The following is a 17,697-nucleotide window of genomic DNA, read 5'->3' on the forward strand; positions in this document are numbered from 1 at the left end:
GGCGGGGAGTTCAGCCCCGGTCGGGGCGGGTGTCCCGGAGCGGCTCCCGGTCGAGGACCTCGACGTACACGATCCGCCCGCCGACGACGTCCAGGACGAGCATGCCGTGGGCCGGCGAGAGTGGGACGCACCGGTGGTCCGGGCCGTAGGGCTGACCGTCCGGGCGCGGTTCCGTCCTGAAGCTCTGGCAGAAGCCGTCACCGCAGCCGCACTCGGCGACCAGCCGCAGGCTCCGGGCGGCGACGGCCAGTTCGTGCTCGCCCTCCTCCTCCAGGAGGTCGACCAGTTCGCCGAGCAGGTCCGGGAAGACCTCCCGGAGCAGCGGGTGCTCCGGCGCCGTCACGGGCGGGGCGCCTTCACGCCGTGGACGGCGGCGTACTCGGCGGCGAGCCACGGGCCCAGGTCGTCGACCAGCACGGTGAGGGCGGCCCGGTCGGCGGTGGTGGCGGCGGTGCGGGCGACGGTGACGGCCAGGCGCGCCTGGGCGGCCCGCTCGGGGTAGTAGCCGGCGAAGACCTCGGCGGAGGCGGCGAGGTCGCTGGTCCAGCCGCCCCAGCGGGGCATGACCAGGGTGAGGCAGGTGCGGACGAGATGGCGGGAGACGGCGCGGGCGAGGCGGCGCAGTTCGGCCTCGGGGTCGGCCGCGGTGTCGGCGGCGGCCAGGCGTTCGCGCCAGCGCGGCAGGAACAGGGCGAGGTCCCCGTTGGTCTCCCGGGCGAGCAGCGGGGTGGGGCGGTAGCGGGGGAGCCGGGCGGCGAGGTCCTCGCCGAGCAGCGGGGTGCAGAGACAGGCGACGAACCAGCCGAGGTCGTGGCGTTCGAGCTCGCTCAGCAGGGTGTCCGTGCCGGCGAGCACCACGCCGACCCCGTTCACCTGCGCGAACTCGCCGTCGAGCGCGGCTTCGAGGGCGTCGGCCCCGGCCCGGTCCGCGGCGGTGGGCGCGTGGTGCAGGGCGAGCAGCAGGTCGAGGTCGGAGACGCCGGGGGTCGCGGTGCCGCGCGGGACGCTGCCGTAGAGGTAGGCGCTGTGCAGCCGGTCGGGGCCGAAGGCCGCGGCGATCCGCTCGCGGGCGGCGGTGACCACCGGCGCGAACGCGGGCGGCACGCGGTCCAGCGAGCCCTCCCGTGCGATGCAGCCGTCCCGGTCCAGCCCCTGAGTGGTGGTCATGGGGGCACTCTGCCCCACTCCCACCCGTGGTGACCAGCGATTATCCGACGGCCCGGCGGATTGTCAGTGGGGCGTGCAAGCATGCGACGCACACGAACACGAGAGGCGTGAGGGGATCGGCATGGGCACCTGGGACATCGGGCACTTCGACAACGACTCGGCGGCGGATTTCGGCGGCGGTCTGGACGACGCGGCGCCGGGCGAGCGCGAGGCGCTGCTCCGGTCCGCGCTGCTGTGCGCCGTCGGGGCGGAGGAGTTCCTGGACTCCGACGAGGCGGTGGAGGCGGTCGCCGCCGCCGCGCTGGTGGCGGCGCAGTGCCCGGGCGGGGCGGCGGTGACCACGGCCTACGGGCCGAAGGAGCCGATACCGCCGCTCGCGGCCGAGCTGCGCCCGCTCGCGGTGGCGGCGCTCGACCGGGTGGTGGCGGCGGAGTCGGAGCTCGCGGAGCTGTGGGACGAGACGGAGAGCGGTCCGGCCTGGCGCGAGGGCATCCTGGAGCTGCGGGCGGTCCTGGCCGCGGCGGCGTCGGCGGACGCGCCGGTGGCCGGGAGCTGAGCGGGCCCGGGGCGATCGGCCGTCACGTGCGGGCCGCCGTCCACCAGTAGCCGAGCGCGGTGAGGCTGGTGGCGGCGCCGAGCAGGCAGACGGCCGTCCAGCCGCCGTGGTCGTAGACGACGGTGGACAGGATCGCGCCCGCGCCGCACCCGGCGGAGTAGAGCAGCATGTAGCCGGCGGTCAGGCGGCTCCGCGCCTCGGGGCGGAGCTGGTAGAGCAGGTGCTGGTTGGCGACGTGGAGGGACTGCAGGCCGTAGTCGATCACCACCATGGCGAGCACCAGCCACCAGACCGAGTGCGGCAGCAGTGCGGCCGGGAGCCAGCCGACCAGCATGGCCACCAGGCCGATTCCGGCGGTGCGTTCGGCCCGGCCGCGATCGGCCTGACGGCCGGCGTACCCGGCTCCGAGCGCTCCGGCGGCGCCGGCGAGGCCGAAGAGCCCGATCTGGGTGTGGCTGAGGTTGAACGGCGGTGCGGCGAGCGGGAGCACCATCGGGGTGAGCAGCACGGTGACGGAGGTGAAGCCGAGCAGGGCGAGGACGGACCGGGTGCGGAGCACGCGCTCCTGGGCGAAGAGCGCGAACACCGAGCCGACCAGGCGCGGGTAGCCGATCCGCTCGGCCGTGCGGTGCCGTTCGGAGGGGACGGCGGCCGCGACGGCGAGGGCCATGGCGGCGGTCGCGACGGCGGAGACGAGGTAGACGGCCCGCCAGCCGGCCAGGTCGCCGATGGTTCCGGCGACGGTTCGGGCGAGCAGGATGCCGATCACGATGCCGCTGGTCACGGTGCCGACCACCCGGCCCTGGTCGGCCGGGGCGGCGAGTTGGGCGGAGTGGGCGACGACCACCTGGGCGACGACCGCGAGGACGCCGACGGCGGCCATCGCGGCGAGCAACAGCGGACCGGAGGGGGCGAGTGCGACGGCGAGGAGGGCGAGGACGGACAGGCCGAGCTGGGAGGTGATCAGGGTGCGGCGGTTGACGAGGTCGCCGAGCGGCACGAGCAGCAGCAGGCCCAGGGCGTAGCCCGTCTGGGTGAGGGTGCCGACCAGGCCGATGGTCGCCGGGTCGATGCCGTAGTCCCGGGCGATCAGGTCGAGCAGTGGCTGCGAGTAGTAGACGTTGGCCACGGCGAGGCCGCAGGCGACGGAGAGCAGCCAGGCGACGGCGGGTGACAGGCCGCGCGACGGGGCTCCGCCGGGGATGCCGGGCGTGTCCGCGGTGGTGGCCGTGGTGGAGGCGGTTGTGCGGGCGGGAGAGGTCATGGGCGGGCTCCCTCGAAGGGCACGGTGGTTTCAAAGTGCTACCGCGACACCATGGCATAGCCTGGTTTTAATAAGCAACCACGTCCTGGTCGGTAGGCTGGGCGCCGACCGGTGAGGGCTGAGAGGTGGGAGAAGTGCCGAAACGCACCACGCACGAGGAATCGGCCTGCCCGGTCGCCCGTCCGCTCGACGTCGTCGGCGACGGCTGGACGCTGCTGATCGTCCGTGACGCCTTCGACGGGCTGAGCCGCTTCGGGCAGTTCCAGCGGAACCTCGGCCTGGCCAAGAACATCCTGTCGACCCGCCTGGCCAACCTGGTCGCCAACGGCGTGTTCGACCTCGCGCCGGCCGCCGACGGCAGCCCGTACCAGGAGTACGTGCTCACGGAGAAGGGGCGCGCGCTGTTCCCGGTGATCACGGCGCTGCGCCAGTGGGGCGACCAATGGTTCTTCGAGGAGGGTGAGCCCCGGGCGCGACTGGTGGACCGTGACTCCGGCGCGCCCGTCGCGCCGGTCGAGGTGCACGCGGCGGACGGCCGGGTGCTGGGCCCCGAGGACACGAGGGTGCTGCTGCCCTAGGCGCGCCGCCGCCGCCGTCCCGTCCGCCGCTCCCGCCGCCCCGCCCGTCGCAACAGCGGGTGTGCGGGGCGTCGCCGAGCGTGCCCGCCGGTCGTCGGTCACCCTGGAAACCTCACCGGGCGCCGGCCGGGGGCTCGATCGGGCCGATCGAGCCCAGGCCCCGCCCGCCCCGGGCCCCGGAACGGCCCGCGAGCGACGAGGAGGCGGCATGCAGCAGCCCACCACCCGGGTCGCGGGCCCGCCCGGCGCCGTACGCGGCTGGCTGGAGGCGCTCGCCGTCGTGCTGGCCGGACTGGTCGCGATGGCGGCGGTGGCCGCGCTCGGCCTCTGGCTGGCCGGCGCCGACGACCTCCCGGACGGCGGCTTCCCCGCCGTACTGGCCGCGACGCTCGCGCTCGCGGTCGGGGGAACCGTCCGACTCGACGGCGGCGCGGGAGACTTCGCGGCCGTCGGGGCCGGGATCAGCGCGATGCCGCTGAGTGTCTCGGTGGCCGGAGCGGTCGCGATGGCCGAGGTGTTCCTGCGCGGGCTGCGCTTCCGTGCGGTCGCGAGCGGCGGTGAACTGCTCGGGCGGATCGGCCGGACGGTGCTGCTCTGGGCGCTCGCCCTGGTGCTGCTGACCCTCGGCGCCCGGCACAGCTTCGTCGTCCCGCTCGGCGGTGACCTGGCGGAGTCGATCGGCGGAGCGCTCGGGCTGACCCCGGAGGTCGGCTTCCACGCGGACGGCCCGACCACCGTCGGCATCGGGCTGGCCTGGCTGCTGCTGGTGCTCGCGCTCACCTTCGCGGTGTCCCGGCGGGCCCCGCTGCCGCCCGGGCTGGTGCGCCACCAACTCGCCGTCCGTCCGGCCGCCTCGGCGCTCTGGCTGGTCCTGCTGGCGTACCTGGCGATCGGTGCGGTGGCCGGGGTGCTGACCGCGATCGTGCACGGCGACGCCCGGCAGACCCTGGCCGTGGTGCTGCTCGCGCTGCCGAACCTGGCCTGGCCGGCCTTCGGCCTGGGACTCGGGGCCGAGTGGCACGGTCGGCTGGTCGGTACGCTCGGCCTGCCCGTCCCCAAGGCGCTCGGCGCCGTGCTGCGCGCCCCCGGGGGCGGGCAGGCGACCGTCGACCTCGACACCCTCGCCGAGCAGGGCGCCGCCAGCTGGTGGCTGCTGCCGCTGGCCGCCGTCCTGCTGCTCGCGGCCGCCTTCCTGGCGGCCCGCAGCGCGCCGCGCACCGTCCGGCTCCGCCAGCACGCCGTCCGGTTCGCGCTCGCCACCGCCGTCACCATGCTGCTGGTGGGCCTGTGGAGCCGGGTGGACGCCGCCTACGGGCTCTCCGTGCTCGGCGTCGGCCTCGGCCAGGGCGGTCTGGGAGACCTGCTGGGCGCCGTGCTCGGCGCCGACAACCCGCTGGCCGCGCTGGGCGGCGGCAGCCTCACCCTGCGCCCGGTGCTGTGGACGGCGGTGCCGCTCGCGGCGGGCTGGGGTCTGCTGACCGGCGCGCTCGGCGCCCTGCTCGCCACCCGGGTGCGACACCGCGGCGAGCTGCCGGCGGATCCGCGGTGAGGGGCGCCGGGCGAGGAGCACGGAAGCGGGGGGCGGCGATCTCGGCGGCGAGGGGGCGCCGGGTGAGGGGCTGCGCGGACCGGCTCAGAACAGCCGGTGGCCCTGCACCCACATGGTCTTCCGCCCGTTGGCCCGGATCAGCCGCAGTTTCTTGATGCCGTCGTGCACGCTCGCGCTGAACAGCAGCGAGGGGCCGACGATCACGCCCGCGGCGGCCAGGGCGAAGAGCATGCCGAAGTTGTCGACCGCCTGGTCGTCGCCCTCCTCGACGGTCCGGCCGCCCAGCTGGATCAGCAGGGGGACGGTGACCAGCAGCGAGAGCACCAGCAGCCAGCCCAGTGCCCGGTGGACCCGCCGCTTGACCCGCGCCCTGGTGGCGGTCTCCACCCGGACGGAGAAGGAGCGCCGGCAGCGCGGGCAGATGACGCCGATCTCCCGGTCGCCACCGGTGGGCCGGGGCGAGCCGCCCTCCGGCAGGTGGGCGATGCTCCAGTTGACCTTCGTCACGGAGGCCCCGTGCTCGACGCTCACCCGGCAGCCGAGGCTGACGACGTACCGGTCGCTGATCGGGATCCTGACCACTGCTGCCACCCCCAGCCTCCGCGACCGTCGCGGGGTAGGCGGATCGTAGCCCTTCCGGAGGGTCTCGAAACCGGTGGTGCGGCGTCAGAAAGCCTCGGCCAGAAGGATGATGGCCGCCGGGACGGCCTGACCGAGTGCGCCGCGCCACAGCTTCGGTTCCGAGGCGAACAGGGTGATCCCGCCCGCGACCATGAACGCGGCGACGTAGAGCACCACCGGTCGCCCGGCCCCCGGGTGCCCGGCGTGCAGCAGGACCAGTCCGGCGACCAGGCCGAGTGCCAGGAACAGGTTGTAGAAGCCCACGTTGACGCGCCAGAGCCGGACCTCCGGGGCGTCCGCCGTGCTGCCGGTCAGCACGCGGCGCACCCGCGGGTGCCCGTACAGGAAGCTCTCCAGCGGCCACACGATCAGGTGGATCGCCGCGGCGACCACGGCGAAGACCTGGCTCACGGCGTTCATGGCGGACGGCTCCCTCCTGGCGGGGCGACGGAGGCGGGTGGGCGGTGACAGTGGCTGGGCGGTGGCGCCGGGCGGCCGGATCGGCCCGGACGGGCGGCCGCGGCACCGCGGGCGGGCCGCTGCTCGCGCAGCGCCGGCGGCGGGTCGTCGAGGTGGGCCCGGGCCGGTCCGATCGGGCCCGATCCGGTGCCGGTGACCCGTGCGAGGGACGGCGCGGCGGGTGCGCCGGGACGCTTTCCCATGGTGCGCATTCTATCGCCGGTGCGGTCGCGGCGGCGGTCGAAGAGCCCTTCCGGAGTGCGGGATTGGACTGGACCACTGCCTCCGCGCACCACTATCGTTCGGCGTGCCCGCGGATCGCGCGTCGCCGGAACGCATCGCGCGTCGCCGGAAGTCGTCGAGTGCTTCGGAACGGAACCCATGAGCATCTGGCCGCAGTTGCGAAGATCCAGGACCGTCCGGGCCGGGCAGGCCACCGGCCGGGTGCTGCGCTGCGGACTGATGGACACCATGCTCGCCGACCTCGCCGTCTCGGTCGCGCTCTGCTTCGAGCACCCGCTGGACGACGACCGGCTCGCCGCCGGGCTGGCCCGTGCGCTGGAGCGGGTGCCGGTCTTCGCCGGACGCCTGCGCACCGTCGAGGGCGTCCTGGAGGTGGTCTGCGACGACACCGGCGTGCCGTTCGAGGTCTACACCGTGGAGGGCACGCTCGCCGAGGCGATGGGCCGGGTGACGGCGCCCGGCTCCGAACTGGTCGCCCCGCTGGACGCCCCCGCCGCGCGCGACGGCGGCGTCCCGCTGCTCACCGTACGGGTGACCCGCACGGCCGACGGCGGCACGGTGCTCGGCTGCTCCTGGCACCACGCGATCGGCGACCTGCACAGCTTCATGCTGCTGCTGCGGGCCTGGTCCGCGGCGGTCGAGGGGGAGCCGCTGCCGGAGGCCGAACTCGTGGACGACCAGGACGAGTTGCTGGCCGAGGTGCTCCCCGCCGAGGACTGCGGCCGGCCCGGCTTCCGGCTGCCCTCGGCGGAGGAGGCGGAGCTGCTGGCCCGCGAGGTGGCGGCCGGGCCGCGCGCCAACCGGCTCGTCCAGATCGCCTTCACCGATGCCGAACTGGCCCGAATGTGCGAGGAGTTCGGTGCGGTGGCCGGGCGCCGGCTCTCCTCCGGGGACGTGCTCTGCGCCCACCTCCTGAGCACCCTGCGGGAGCTGGACGGGGACGAGGCCGAACGGATGCTGACGGTGCCGGTCAACGTGCGCCGCTGGCTGGGCCTGTCGCCCGCGCTGATGGGCAACCTGCTGAGCGAGGTCCATCTGCCGCACCGGCCCGAGGACGGGCCTGCGGTGCTGGCGGGCGCGCTGCGCACGGCGCTGGAGGAGTTCCCCGCCGCGCACCTCAACCTCCGCGCCAACCTGTGGTTCCTGGCGACCCTCGGTCGCCCGCGGCTGCGCGACTGCGTGCCGCTGGGCTTCGACCCGGCGGCACGCCGGTTCAGCTTCTCCAACTGGAGCGGCTTCGGCGCCTATGCGGTGGGTTTCCAGGGGAGGCGCCCGGTGCTCTTCAGCCCTGCCGCCAACTATCCGATTCCCTGGGTCTGTTGGGCGGTGGAGGGGTTCCGCGGCGAGGGCCGGCTGGCCACCGTGGTGCTGCCGGCCCGGCTCGCCGCCCGGGTACGCGGGGCGGAGGGCCGGGCGGCTTTGCACCGCTACCGGCGGGCGGAGGATCAGCCGCCCGCGTCGGCGGCCGTCCTGCCCAAGGTGATCTAGGTGATCCGGGGTCTGTCCTGAAGGACTACTGGAAGGACTGCTCGATCGCCGTCCACAGGCCGAGCCGGGCGCGCAGCGCGGTGCGGACCGTCTCGGCGCAGGAGTCCCACTTGTCCTGGTCGTCGCCGCACAGGTCGATCAGCATCTGCATCGCCATCGGGGTGTGCTGCTCGCCGTCGACCTCGATGTGACGGGCCAGGTAGTCCTTGAAGACGGTGAGCGCGCCCTCGGGGTCGTCGATCCGGATGACCTGGGCGAACATGTCCGGGATCAGGTCCTCGCGGCCGAAGGCGAAGGCGGCGGCCCGGCAGTGCACCGGCGCGTTCTCCACGATCGACCAGGTGGTGGAGGTGAAGTCGAGGGCGGCCTGCGGAACTTCGGCCTTCTTCAGGGCCTCCGGAACGGTGCTGCCGGCGCCCAGCAGGGCCAGGAACTCCTCGATCGGGCGCGGGTCGGCACCGGCCAGCCGCATGCCCTCCACGTACAGCTCGAAGTGGCTGGTGTAGCCCTCGCCGAGCTCGTCGCTCTCCTCGACCAGGACGATCTCGTTGATCAGCCGGCGGCTGGCGGTCGGGCCGTTCGGGACCCACGGCACGTCCACACAGGTGAGGTCGCGCTGGAGGCTCTTGAGCAGCGACATGAAGTCCCAGACGGCGAACACGTGGCTGCCGAGGAAGGTGCGGACGCGCTCGATGCCGGTGAGCGAGCGGTACACCGAGTGCTCGACGACCTCGCGGCGCAGCGGGTCGATGGCCTGCTGAAGGCTGCTCAGGCCGGGGTGCGAACGGTCCCAGTGGTAGCGGTTCGTGGACAATGCGACTCCTTGGTGGGCTCGTTGGACAGTCAACGGGTCTACGGGGGTCTTGCGCGATCATCGTACGGTTTCTGGCGCGTACTCGTCAGTGATCTTTGTAATTCGATGCCGAACAGTTCGTGGGCGGGTGCGGTCAGCGGTGCTTCAGCACGAGGCCGAGCGCGTGCCGCAGCTGCTCGCGACCGGGCAGGACGGCGCGGTCCAGGGCCGGGGCGAAGGGCAGCACGGCGCCGTCCGGGCGGGTGATCCGGCGGGGCGGGGCGATCAGGCGCATCTCCTCGGCGGCGGTGGCCAGCACCTCGGCGCCGAAGCCGCAGCTGCGGTTGGAGTCGTCCAGGACGACCAGTCGCCCGGTGCGCTCCAGCGAGTCGGCGAGCGCCTGCCAGTCGAAGGGGTACACCGTGCGCGGGTCGAGGACCTCCACCGAGACGTCCGGCGCCAGCTCCTCGGCGACCGCGAGGGCGTCGTGCACCAGGTGCCCGAGGGCGACCACGGTGACGTCGGTGCCCGGCCGGTGGATCCGGGCCCGGCCCAGCGGGACGGGCACGAGGTCCCAGGTGACGGTCTCGCGCACCGGCATCGCGGCGGCGGGCGCGAACACCACGACCGGGTCCGGGTCGCGGATCGCCGAGCGCAGCAGCCCGTAGGCGTCGGTCGGGGTGGCGGGCACCACGGTCTTCACCCCGGCGTGCGCGAACAGGCTGTACGGATGGTCGGAGTGCTGCCCGGCCCAGCCGTCCCGGGAGCCCGAGCCGGGTACCAGGCAGGTCAGCGGGACGGCCGCCTGGCCACCGGTCATCAGCGAGAACTTGTGGGCCTGGTTCACGAGTTGCTCGAAGACCAGGAACAGCAGGGACGGGATCTGGAACTCCAGCACCGGACGCCGGCCGGCCAGCGCGGCGCCGACCGCCATCGAGGTGAAGGCCTGTTCGGACAGCGGGGTGTCGACGATCCGTCCCGGCCCGAAGCGGTCCAGCAGGCCGAGGGTCGGCCCGGCCAGACCGGCGCCGATGTCCTCGCCGAAGACGCAGACCGCCGGATCGGCGGCGAGTTCGTCGGCCAGTGCCCGGTTGAGCGCCTTGGTGTACGAGAGCCTGGTCACGGTGTCACCCCCGCCCGGGGCCGCAGCCCGTCGGCGTACAGGTGGTCCAGCGCCCCCGCCGGGTCCGGATGCGCCGAGGCGAGCGCGAACTCCTCGGCGGCGGAGAGCTGTTCGGCCACCGCGCGGTCCAGGTCGGCGACCGTCGCGGGGTCGAGCAGGGCGGCGGCCCGGGGGAGCGGGTCGCGCTCGCGCCAGGCCCCGACCTCCTCGGGGGAGCGGTAGCGCAGTTTCATCCGGCGTTCCATGGTGTGGTGGCCCTCGTAGCGGTAGGTGCGGCAGGCCAGGAAGCCAGGGCCGCGGCCGGTGCGGGCCCGTTCGACGGCGCGCAGCGCGGCGGTGCGAACGGCCTCGGTGTCCATGCCGTCCACCTCCTCGGCGGGGATGCCGAAGGCGGCCGCCCGGCCGGTGGCGCTGCCCGCGACGGCGGTGGCGGCGGGCAGGGTGGTGGCATAGCCGTTGTCCTCGCAGACGAACAGCACCGGCAGGCGCCACATCGCGGCGAGGTTGAGCGACTCCAGCAGGACGCCCTGGTTGAGCGCGCCGTCGCCGAAGAAGGCCACCGCGACCGGGGTCCGGCCCGACGCGGGCCGCCCGGCGACGGGACCGTCGGCTGTCACCCGTTCGGCCGCCGACCGTTCGGGGGAGGAAGCGGCCCGGGCCGCCCAGGCGGCGCCGACGGCGATCGGGGCGCCGGCGCCCACCATGCCGTTGGCGCCGAGGATGCCCAGCGAGAAGTCGGCGGCGTGCATGGAGCCGCCCCGGCCGCCGTTCGATCCGTCGACCCGCCCGAGGAGCTCGGCGAGCAGCCGGTGCGGCGCGGTGCCCCTGGCGAGCACGTGGCCGTGGCCGCGGTGGGTGCTGGCGAGCCGGTCGTCGGGGCCGAGCGCCGAACAGACGCCCACCGCGACGGCCTCCTGCCCGATGTACGGGTGGATGCCGCCGGGGATCGCGCCGGATTTGACCAGGCCGAGCGCCAGCTCCTCGAAGCCGCGGATCAGCCGCAGCATCCGGTAGCGCTCGGCGGGGGTGTCCAGCGGGGCGGGGCGGGCCTGTGCGCCGGGGCGGGCCTGTGCTCCGGGGCCTTTGGGCGGCCCGGCGCTCGCGTCGGTCGTGCGTGCGGGAGCGGTCACGGCCGTCCCCGCCAGACCGCCGGGCAGAACAGCGGGTCCGCGTAGTCCGGCCGGTCGTCGTCCGTGCGGCGCACCAGCACGTCGTGGTTGTACACCACCGGCTCGCCGTCCGGCCGGTCGTGCCGGCGGTACTCGTTGGCGCTGTCCTGGAGGTGCAGCGAGATCGCCCGGCGCGGGTGGGAGGCCAGGTTGGGGCCGCTGCCGTGGTAGGTGCGGCAGTGGTGGAAGGACATGTGGCCGCGCGGGATCAGCATCGGCACCTTCCGCACCCGCTGCCCGTTGTGGGCGGCGTTGGCGGCCAGGATGTCCTCCAGCTCGGAGCCGTCGCGGTCGGCGAAGTGCCGGGTGGAGTCCTCGCCGGAGGGCAGCTCCTGCCAGCGGTGGCTGCCGTCGACCATGGTGATGGTGCCGTTCTCCTCGCGGCAGTCGTGGAACGGGATGAAGGCGGTGAGCATCTCGTCCGAGGTGCAGGTCTGCCAGTAGTGCTTGTCGAAGTGCCACGGCACCCGGTTGCTGGGCTCCTCGGGCACCGGGGGCTTGTAGATGAGCGTCGACTGGAAGATCCGGATCTCCTGGGTACCGGCGAGCAGCGCGGCCACCGCGCCGATCAGCGGCTTGCGCAGGATCGCGCCGATCGCGTCGCTCTCGTAGTGCACGTAGTCGTTGTGCCGCTGGACCGGCCCGTCCTCGGGCCGCCAGGAGGCCAGCCGGGGCGGCCGGGCGGGCAGCTCGCGGTCGCGGTGGCCGGCGTAGTACAGCTCGGTGGCGGCCTGGAGGGTGTCCAGCTCCTCGTCGCTGAACAGCCTGCGGGAGAGGTACCAGCCGTGCTCGCGGTAGTGCGCCACCTCGTCGGGGGTGGGCAGCAGGGCGAGCTCGGCCTCGGTGAGCCGGAACTCGGAGGCTGCGGCCATCGGGAGGGCCTCCTTCGGATGTGCGGGGGAGGGCCGGCCGTCGGCGGTGGGCCAGGCGACGGCTGCGGGCCGGTCGTCGGCGGTGGGACTGTGCCGTTCGACGGCCTCGTAGAGGGCCTTGATGTTCGCGGTGCCGAAGGTACCCGCTCCCTGCCGCTCGATCAGTTCGAGGAAAAAGGTGCGCCGGGGGTGTGTCGAACGGGCGAAGATCTGGAACAGCTGGCCGCCGTGGTCCTGGTCGACCAGGACGTGCAGGTCGCGCAGGGTCGCCACCGGGATGGCCGTCCCGCCGAAGCGCTCGGTCAGGGCGTCGAAGTAGGCGTCCGGGGTGCTCAGGAACTCCACGCCGCGCTCCCGGGCGGTCCGGACGGCGCCGGTGATGTCGCGGGTGCTGAAGGCGAGGTGCTGGACGCCGGCCCCGCCGTGGGCGGCGAGGAACTCGTCGATCTGGCCGGGGCGGCGGGTGGTGTCGGGCTCGATCAGGGTGAAGGTGACGCCGCCGGAGGCGCTCTGCACCACCTTGGAGTCCATCGCCTGCTCGCCGACCTCGATGTACTCCTCGAAGATCGTGCGGAAGCCCAGGGCCGTCTCGCAGAACCGTACGGCGTCCGCGAGCGTGCCGGCCGGCAGGCAGATCGCGACGTGGTCGAGGTCCTCCAGCAGGCGGGGCTCCGGGGTGGGCCCGGCGTCCGGCAGCGGCACCAGGCGCAGTGCGGTGTCGCCGAAGCCCTCGATCAGGGCGCCGGCCCGGTCGAGCACCCGGGCGCCGTGCCGCTCGGCCCGTTCCAGCGCGGCGGCCGGGTCGGCGCAGCCGAGCGCGAGGACGGCGACGCCGTCCCCGTGCCGGGCGACGTACTCGGCCACCGGGTGCTCCGGGTCGGGGGCGGAGGTCAGCCGCAGCCGGATGGTGCCCTGGCGCAGCCCGACGGTGCGGGCGCCGTCGGGCGCGGTGGCCGGGGCGTCGACGGTGAAGCCGTGGTCGGCGTGGAGTCCGGCCGCGGTCTTGTCGGCGTCCGCGCAGTGGAACTCGACGTGGGTGATGGTCTGGATGGACAACGGGATCTCCCCCCGGAGGGAACGGTGGATCGGGGATCGGCGCGCGGGCCGCCGCGCGGCGGTGGGCGGCGGGCGGTCGCCGACGGGCGGCGCCCGGCCGGCGGCACTCGGGCCACCGCCGGTGGGCGGCCACTGTCGGGCGACCGTTACTGGGCGACCGCTATCGGCCGGCCCGGGTGGAGGCCGGGCCGAGGATCAGGCTGAGGTTGTGGCCGCCGAAGGCGAAGGCGTTGCTCAGCGCGGCGCGCACCGGGGCGGATCGGGCGGCGCCCCGGACATGGTCCAGGTCGCAGGCCGGGTCGGGATCGGTCAGGTTGAGCGTCGGCGGCAGCGTCCCCCGCGCCACCGCCAGGGCGGTCACCGCCGCCTCCAGCGCGCCCGCGGCGCCGAGGAGGTGGCCGGTGGCGCCCTTGGTGGAGCTGACCGCGGGCGGCTGCGCGCCGAAGACGGCGCGCAGCGCGGCGGTCTCGGCCACGTCACCGAGCTTGGTGCCGGTGCCGTGGGCGTTCACGTAGTCGATGTCGCCCGGGGCCAGGCCCGCGTTGGCGAGTGCGGCGCGCATCGCGTCGGCGGCGCCGGTGCCGTCGGGGCGGGGCATGGTCGGGTGGTGGGCGTCGGTGGAGGCGCCCCAGCCGAGGACGTCCGCGTACCCGGCGGCACCGCGGGCCTCGGCGTGCTCGGCCCGCTCCAGGACCAGGACGGCGCTGCCCTCGCCCAGTACGAAGCCGTTGCGGCGGGCGTCGAAGGGCCGGCTGGCCTGCTCCGGTTCATCCCAACCCTGCGCCAGAGCACGGGCGTTGGTGAAGGCGGCGGCGATGGTCGGGTGCAGCGAGGACTCGGTGCCGCCGCACACCACCACGTCGGCGTCCCCGGCCCGGATCAGCCGCAGCCCCTCGGCGATCGCCTGGGCGCCGGCCGCGCAGGCCGTCACCACGGCGGAGCTGTAGCCCCGGATGCCGTGCTTGATGGCGATCCGGGCGGCGGCCATGTTGGAGAGCATCCCGGGCAGCAGGTACGGGCTGACGCCGGGCCGGCCGCGTTCCAGCCGGCGGTGCGACTGCTGCTCGAAGGTCTCCAGTCCGCCGCCGCCGGTGGCCAGTACCACGGCGGTGCGGTGCGGGTCGGAGTCCCGGCCGACGGCCAGGCCGGCGTCGGCGAGCGCGTCGTCGGCGGCGGCCAGGGCGAGCAGCACGAAGCGGTCCACGCAGCGGGTCTCGGTGGGCGGCAGTACCTCCCGGCCGTCGACGGCGGGGGCGATCCCGGCGGCGGGCAGCCAGCCGTGCGCGGGGTGGCCCTCGGGGACGGCCCGCAGGCCGGAGCGGCCGGTGACCAGCGCCTCGAACACCTCGGCGGGTCGGCGGCCGAGCGGGGAGACCAGGCCGATGCCGGTGACGACGGCACCGGGGCGCGGGCTCATGCGCGGACCTCGTTCCGCTCGGCGGCCGCTTCGCGCGACGCGCACCCCTCGACGACGCGTTCGCTCCGCTCGCTCATGCGCCCACCGCCGCGAGGTGGATCTCCCGCAGCAGGACCTTGCGGACCTTGCCGGTCGGGCCGAGCGGGATGTCGTCGGGGGAGACCGCCAACACCTTGCGGACGGTCGCGGCGGCGGCCTCGTCCAGGGCGGCGACGACCGCCGCGGTGCGGTCGGCGGCCGGGTCGGCGTCCGCGGCGAGGAGCAGCAGCACGTCGGTGACCACGCGCTCGCCGTCCCGTACCGCGACCACCGTGCAGTCCAGCACGTCCGGGCAGGCGGCCAGCACCCGCTCCTCCGACATGGCCGTGAACAGCCGCTTGCCGCCGCCGAGTTCGACCGAGTCGACGGCCCGGTCCACGTGGTAGTAGTAGCCCTCCTCGTCCCGGTACATCAGGTCCCCGGTGAGGAAGCGGCCGCGCAGCCGGGTGCGGAAGGTGGTGGCCGAGTCGTTCCAGTAGCCGAGCGCCAAGGTGGGTGAGGCGGTGGCGAGTTCACCGACCTCGCCGGGGCCGAGCGGCTCGCCGTCCGGGCCGACCACCGCGCAGTCGACGAAGGCGTGCGGGCGGCCGACGCAGCGGCCGTAGCGCTCGGTGCCGGGGCCGTGGGTGATGAAGAAGTGCGAGTGGCCCATCTCGGTGGAGCCGAGGCCGTCCACGAACAGCGAGCCGGGCAGCCGGGTGCGGCCGGCCCGGGTGACGGTCTCCCGGCTGCCGGTGGCGATCAGGCGGCGGATGTGCACCTCGTGGGCGCAGTCGCCGGTGTTCCACCAGAGCGCGACGGAGTTCAGGTCGCGGGCGGCGAGGTCGTGCCGGGCGAGGTCGGCCCAGGTGGCGGCGAAGCCGATCACCCCGGTGGGCCGCCACCGCTCGACGGCCTCCAGTACGCCGTCGCCGGACTGCCGGGAGAGTACGGCGAGTTCGGTGTGCGAGCTGAGCGCGAGGTTGAGGGCGATCAGGGTGGCGGCGTGCGGGGCGGGCAGTGCGCTGAGCATCCGGTCCTGGCCCTGCGGGCGGGGCAGCCGCAGCCGGTGGCGGATCGCGGCGTACAGGCTCGCGTGCGAGTGGACGACGGCCTTGGGCATTCCGGTGGTGCCGGAGGAGTGGGTGATCGCCACCGGGTCGCCGGACCAGTGCCGGTACGGCTCGGGGGCGGCGTCCGGGTCGCCGGAGCCGAGGGTGGAGATCTCCGGCAGCAGCGGCGCGCCGGGGTCGTGGCCGGCCAGTGCGGCCAGGTGGGCGGGGTCGGCGAGGACGCCGGCCGCGCCGAGGCGGGCGATGTAGCGGGCGGCGCGCTCGCCGTCCAGGTTGGGGTTGAGCAGGGCCGGGACGGCGCCGAGCCGGGCCAGGGCGAGGAAGGAGAGCACGTGGTCGGCGGCGTCGCTCGCGTACACCACGACGGGGTCGCGCCGGGTGATGCCCAGCGCGTGCAGTGCGGCGGCGCGGGCCCGGACGGCGCGGTCCAGCTCACGCAGGGTGAAGGGCTGCCAGGCGGGGTGGTCGTCCACCGGGGTGTCGAAGCTGAGCAACGGCACGTCCAGGTCGAGCCCGAGCGCGATCCGGGCGGTCAGGACGTTGCCGGCGCCCACGTCGGGGTCGTCCGCGAGCTGGGTGCGGAGGCTGCGGATGGTCACGGGGGTGGATCCCTCCCTCGGGGCCGGTGGACGGCCCGGGCGGCTGATCGGGTGGCAGGGGCGGCCGCACGGGCGGCGGGTGCGGTCGGCCGCGCGTCGTCGGGCGGCGGATGTCGGGAGTGAGACGGAGACGGGCGGGGGCGCTGGTGTGCCGGGTGCGGCTGCGTCAGGCGCCGGGCCTCGATGATTGCTACGGCCAGGGGCGGGCGGCGGGTTCAGTCCGTTCGGGTTCGGTCCGTTCGGTTTCGGCCGGTTCGGTTTCGGCCCGTCCGGATTCCGTGGCCGGACCGGCGAGCAGGACGGCCGCGGCCAGGTCCCCGTCGGGCGTCTGCTCGGCGGCCACGGCCAGCACCCGGTCGGCGTCGCCGTCCTGGAGCAGCAGTGCGGCGAGTTCGAACGCCTCGGCGGGGACACGGCCGGGTTCGGCCTCGGCCGGGCAGATCGCCACGACCGGGCCGGTCAGGCCCCAGCGCGCGGCGATGTGTCCGAGGACGGCGTTGGGGTTGGACTGGAAGAACAGCAGCGGGCCGGTCCGCTGCCCGGGTTCGGCGCTGCGCTCGATGGCCCGCGCGGTTTCGAGGTCGCCGCTCGCGCTGGCGAGCAGCAGGGCGGTCCGCCCGGGTGCGGGCGGCTCGCCGTGGTGGGCGCGCAGGCAGCGTTCGGCGGTGTCGGCGACCAGCGGATTGAAGCCGGAGGCGGAGAAGCCGGGCAGTGGTGGCGGTGGCGGGGGCCCGTCCGGGCCCGGTGCAGGGTGGCGGGCCTCGGCGAGGATCCGCAGTCCGTGGGTGTGGTCGGCAGGGGTGGTCATGGCGGTGGCTGTCATCCCGGGGCCAGCAGCAGCGCGGTGTTGGCGCCGCCGAAGGCGGAGTTGAGGCTGAGGGCGTACGGGGGGCGGGCGGCGCGCGGGCCGTCCAGGACGAGGTCCAGTGCGACGTCCGGGTCCGGGCCGAGCCAGCCGGCGTTGACCGGGAGCAGTCCGGTGCCCAACGCGCCGATGGTGGCGGCGAGTTCGAGCAGCGCGGAGGCCTCCAGGGCGTGCCCGTGCACGGATTTGCTGGAGCTGACCGGCAGGCGGTCGGTGTGCGGGCCGAACACCCGCCGCAGGGCGTGGGCCTCGGCGCGGTCGGCGAGGGCGGAGCCGGTGCCGTTGGCGTTGACGTAGCCGATCTCGGCCGGGTCGACGCCCGCGCGGGTGAGCGCGGCCCCGATCGCCCGGATCGCCCCGCCGCCCTCCGGGTCCGGGCGGCAGACGTGGTGGGCGTCCCCGGCCCGGCCCCAGCCGGCCAGCCGGGCGAGGGCGGGCGCGCCGCGGCGTTCGGCGGCCGGGGCGGACTCGACCAGGACGGCCGCGGCCGCGTCGGCGAGCAGGGTGCCGGTGCGGCCGGCGCTGAACGGGCGCGCCTCGCCGTCCCGGGCCAGCGCCCGTCCGGCGTCGAAGACCGCGAAGACGCCCGGTTCGACCAGGTGTCCGGCGGCGACCAGGATCCGCTCGTGCCGTCCGGCGGCCACCAGGGCGCCCGCGTCGGCGACGGCGGTCGCGGCGGCCACGCAGGCGCCGTTGTACACCCGGGTGACGCCCGGCGCGCCCCAGTCGGCGCGGACCCCGGCGGCCACCGCGGCGGCGGTCGCGCGGGTGCGCTCGTCGCTGTGCC

At 75.3% G+C, this 17,697-nt stretch carries 17 protein-coding genes; 4 read left to right on the forward strand and 13 right to left on the reverse strand.

The genetic code is table 11. The features are described 5' to 3' along the window. Positions 1–10 precede the first annotated feature (10 nt). Both ACWGKU_RS18150 and ACWGKU_RS18155 read right to left on the reverse strand, forming a co-directional pair. Positions 11–343, reverse strand: a complete 333-nt coding sequence (locus ACWGKU_RS18150; RefSeq protein WP_401047830.1) for a hypothetical protein — start codon at positions 341–343, stop codon at positions 11–13. After that, positions 340–1,167 (reverse strand): nucleotidyltransferase domain-containing protein, encoded by an 828-nt coding sequence (locus tag ACWGKU_RS18155; protein WP_401047833.1) that lies wholly within the window; start codon positions 1,165–1,167, stop codon positions 340–342. The genes ACWGKU_RS18150 and ACWGKU_RS18155 overlap by 4 nt, the downstream gene beginning before the upstream one ends. Positions 1,168–1,288: 121 nt before the next feature. Here ACWGKU_RS18155 and ACWGKU_RS18160 point away from each other — a divergent pair, with 121 nt between their 5' ends. Then, a complete protein-coding gene (locus tag ACWGKU_RS18160; protein ID WP_401047835.1) occupies positions 1,289–1,723 on the forward strand; it encodes a DUF4259 domain-containing protein in 435 nt (144 codons plus the stop codon). A 22-nt stretch (positions 1,724–1,745) separates the two neighbouring features. Here the strand turns inward: ACWGKU_RS18160 and ACWGKU_RS18165 are convergent, their stop codons facing one another. Then, positions 1,746–2,987, reverse strand: coding sequence for an MFS transporter (locus ACWGKU_RS18165; protein WP_401047838.1), 1,242 nt, complete (start codon positions 2,985–2,987; stop codon positions 1,746–1,748). A gap of 134 nt (positions 2,988–3,121) precedes the next feature. Here ACWGKU_RS18165 and ACWGKU_RS18170 point away from each other — a divergent pair, with 134 nt between their 5' ends. Both ACWGKU_RS18170 and ACWGKU_RS18175 read left to right on the forward strand, forming a co-directional pair. Beyond that, positions 3,122–3,565 carry a winged helix-turn-helix transcriptional regulator gene (locus ACWGKU_RS18170; protein WP_380552351.1) on the forward strand — a complete coding sequence of 148 codons (444 nt, stop codon included), beginning with the start codon at positions 3,122–3,124 and terminating at the stop codon, positions 3,563–3,565. 208 nt (positions 3,566–3,773) lie between these two features. Further along, complete coding sequence (locus tag ACWGKU_RS18175) at positions 3,774–5,114, forward strand: streptophobe family protein (protein ID WP_401047841.1); 1,341 nt, start codon at positions 3,774–3,776, stop codon at positions 5,112–5,114. 84 nt (positions 5,115–5,198) lie between these two features. Here ACWGKU_RS18175 and ACWGKU_RS18180 read toward each other — a convergent pair whose 3' ends face one another. Beyond that, positions 5,199–5,705: a hypothetical protein gene (locus ACWGKU_RS18180; protein ID WP_401055092.1), complete on the reverse strand. Its 507-nt coding sequence runs from the start codon at positions 5,703–5,705 to the stop codon at positions 5,199–5,201. 75 nt (positions 5,706–5,780) lie between these two features. Further along, positions 5,781–6,155 carry a DUF1304 domain-containing protein gene (locus ACWGKU_RS18185; RefSeq protein ID WP_387687483.1) on the reverse strand — a complete coding sequence of 125 codons (375 nt, stop codon included), beginning with the start codon at positions 6,153–6,155 and terminating at the stop codon, positions 5,781–5,783. Between the two features lie 420 nt (positions 6,156–6,575). Between ACWGKU_RS18185 and ACWGKU_RS18190 the strand changes: the two genes are divergently transcribed. After that, positions 6,576–7,925 (forward strand): acyltransferase, encoded by a 1,350-nt coding sequence (locus ACWGKU_RS18190; RefSeq protein WP_452177677.1) that lies wholly within the window; start codon positions 6,576–6,578, stop codon positions 7,923–7,925. 25 nt (positions 7,926–7,950) lie between these two features. Here the strand turns inward: ACWGKU_RS18190 and ACWGKU_RS18195 are convergent, their stop codons facing one another. From ACWGKU_RS18195 to ACWGKU_RS18230, 8 genes are all read right to left on the reverse strand, one after another. Further along, positions 7,951–8,739 carry a DUF3050 domain-containing protein gene (locus ACWGKU_RS18195; RefSeq protein ID WP_401048942.1) on the reverse strand — a complete coding sequence of 263 codons (789 nt, stop codon included), beginning with the start codon at positions 8,737–8,739 and terminating at the stop codon, positions 7,951–7,953. Between the two features lie 133 nt (positions 8,740–8,872). Then, a complete protein-coding gene (locus ACWGKU_RS18200; protein WP_452177676.1) occupies positions 8,873–9,841 on the reverse strand; it encodes an alpha-ketoacid dehydrogenase subunit beta in 969 nt (322 codons plus the stop codon). After that, on the reverse strand, positions 9,838–10,971 hold the full coding sequence (locus ACWGKU_RS18205) for a thiamine pyrophosphate-dependent dehydrogenase E1 component subunit alpha (RefSeq protein ID WP_452177675.1): 1,134 nt from the start codon (positions 10,969–10,971) through the stop codon (positions 9,838–9,840). The genes ACWGKU_RS18200 and ACWGKU_RS18205 overlap by 4 nt, the downstream gene beginning before the upstream one ends. Next, positions 10,968–12,938 (reverse strand): 4-hydroxyphenylpyruvate dioxygenase, encoded by a 1,971-nt coding sequence (gene hppD, locus ACWGKU_RS18210; RefSeq protein WP_452177674.1) that lies wholly within the window; start codon positions 12,936–12,938, stop codon positions 10,968–10,970. Before hppD ends, ACWGKU_RS18205 begins: the two co-directional genes overlap by 4 nt. 160 nt (positions 12,939–13,098) lie before the next feature. Beyond that, positions 13,099–14,355 (reverse strand): beta-ketoacyl-[acyl-carrier-protein] synthase family protein, encoded by a 1,257-nt coding sequence (locus ACWGKU_RS18215; protein ID WP_452191483.1) that lies wholly within the window; start codon positions 14,353–14,355, stop codon positions 13,099–13,101. Between the two features lie 73 nt (positions 14,356–14,428). After that, complete coding sequence (locus tag ACWGKU_RS18220) at positions 14,429–16,045, reverse strand: class I adenylate-forming enzyme family protein (protein WP_452177672.1); 1,617 nt, start codon at positions 16,043–16,045, stop codon at positions 14,429–14,431. A gap of 190 nt (positions 16,046–16,235) precedes the next feature. Further along, positions 16,236–16,853, reverse strand: coding sequence for a beta-ketoacyl synthase chain length factor (locus tag ACWGKU_RS18225; RefSeq protein ID WP_452177671.1), 618 nt, complete (start codon positions 16,851–16,853; stop codon positions 16,236–16,238). A gap of 11 nt (positions 16,854–16,864) precedes the next feature. After that, on the reverse strand, positions 16,865–17,697 hold an 833-nt coding region (locus ACWGKU_RS18230), incomplete at its 5' end, for a beta-ketoacyl synthase N-terminal-like domain-containing protein (protein WP_452191484.1).

The sequence above is a fragment of the Kitasatospora sp. NPDC054768 genome (assembly GCF_053612025.1).

What these genes read in the sequence shown, in the direction of transcription:
- ACWGKU_RS18155 (WP_401047833.1), bottom strand. Translation starts at nt 1,167, where the DNA reads ATGACCACCACTCAGGGGCTGGACCGGGACGGCTGCATCGCACGGGAG.
- ACWGKU_RS18160 (WP_401047835.1), top strand. Translation starts at nt 1,289, where the DNA reads ATGGGCACCTGGGACATCGGGCACTTCGACAACGACTCGGCGGCGGAT.
- ACWGKU_RS18165 (WP_401047838.1), bottom strand. Translation starts at nt 2,987, where the DNA reads ATGACCTCTCCCGCCCGCACAACCGCCTCCACCACGGCCACCACCGCG.
- ACWGKU_RS18175 (WP_401047841.1), top strand. Translation starts at nt 3,774, where the DNA reads ATGCAGCAGCCCACCACCCGGGTCGCGGGCCCGCCCGGCGCCGTACGC.
- ACWGKU_RS18185 (WP_387687483.1), bottom strand. Translation starts at nt 6,155, where the DNA reads ATGAACGCCGTGAGCCAGGTCTTCGCCGTGGTCGCCGCGGCGATCCAC.
- ACWGKU_RS18190 (WP_452177677.1), top strand. Translation starts at nt 6,576, where the DNA reads ATGAGCATCTGGCCGCAGTTGCGAAGATCCAGGACCGTCCGGGCCGGG.
- ACWGKU_RS18215 (WP_452191483.1), bottom strand. Translation starts at nt 14,355, where the DNA reads ATGAGCCCGCGCCCCGGTGCCGTCGTCACCGGCATCGGCCTGGTCTCC.
- ACWGKU_RS18225 (WP_452177671.1), bottom strand. Translation starts at nt 16,853, where the DNA reads ATGACCACCCCTGCCGACCACACCCACGGACTGCGGATCCTCGCCGAG.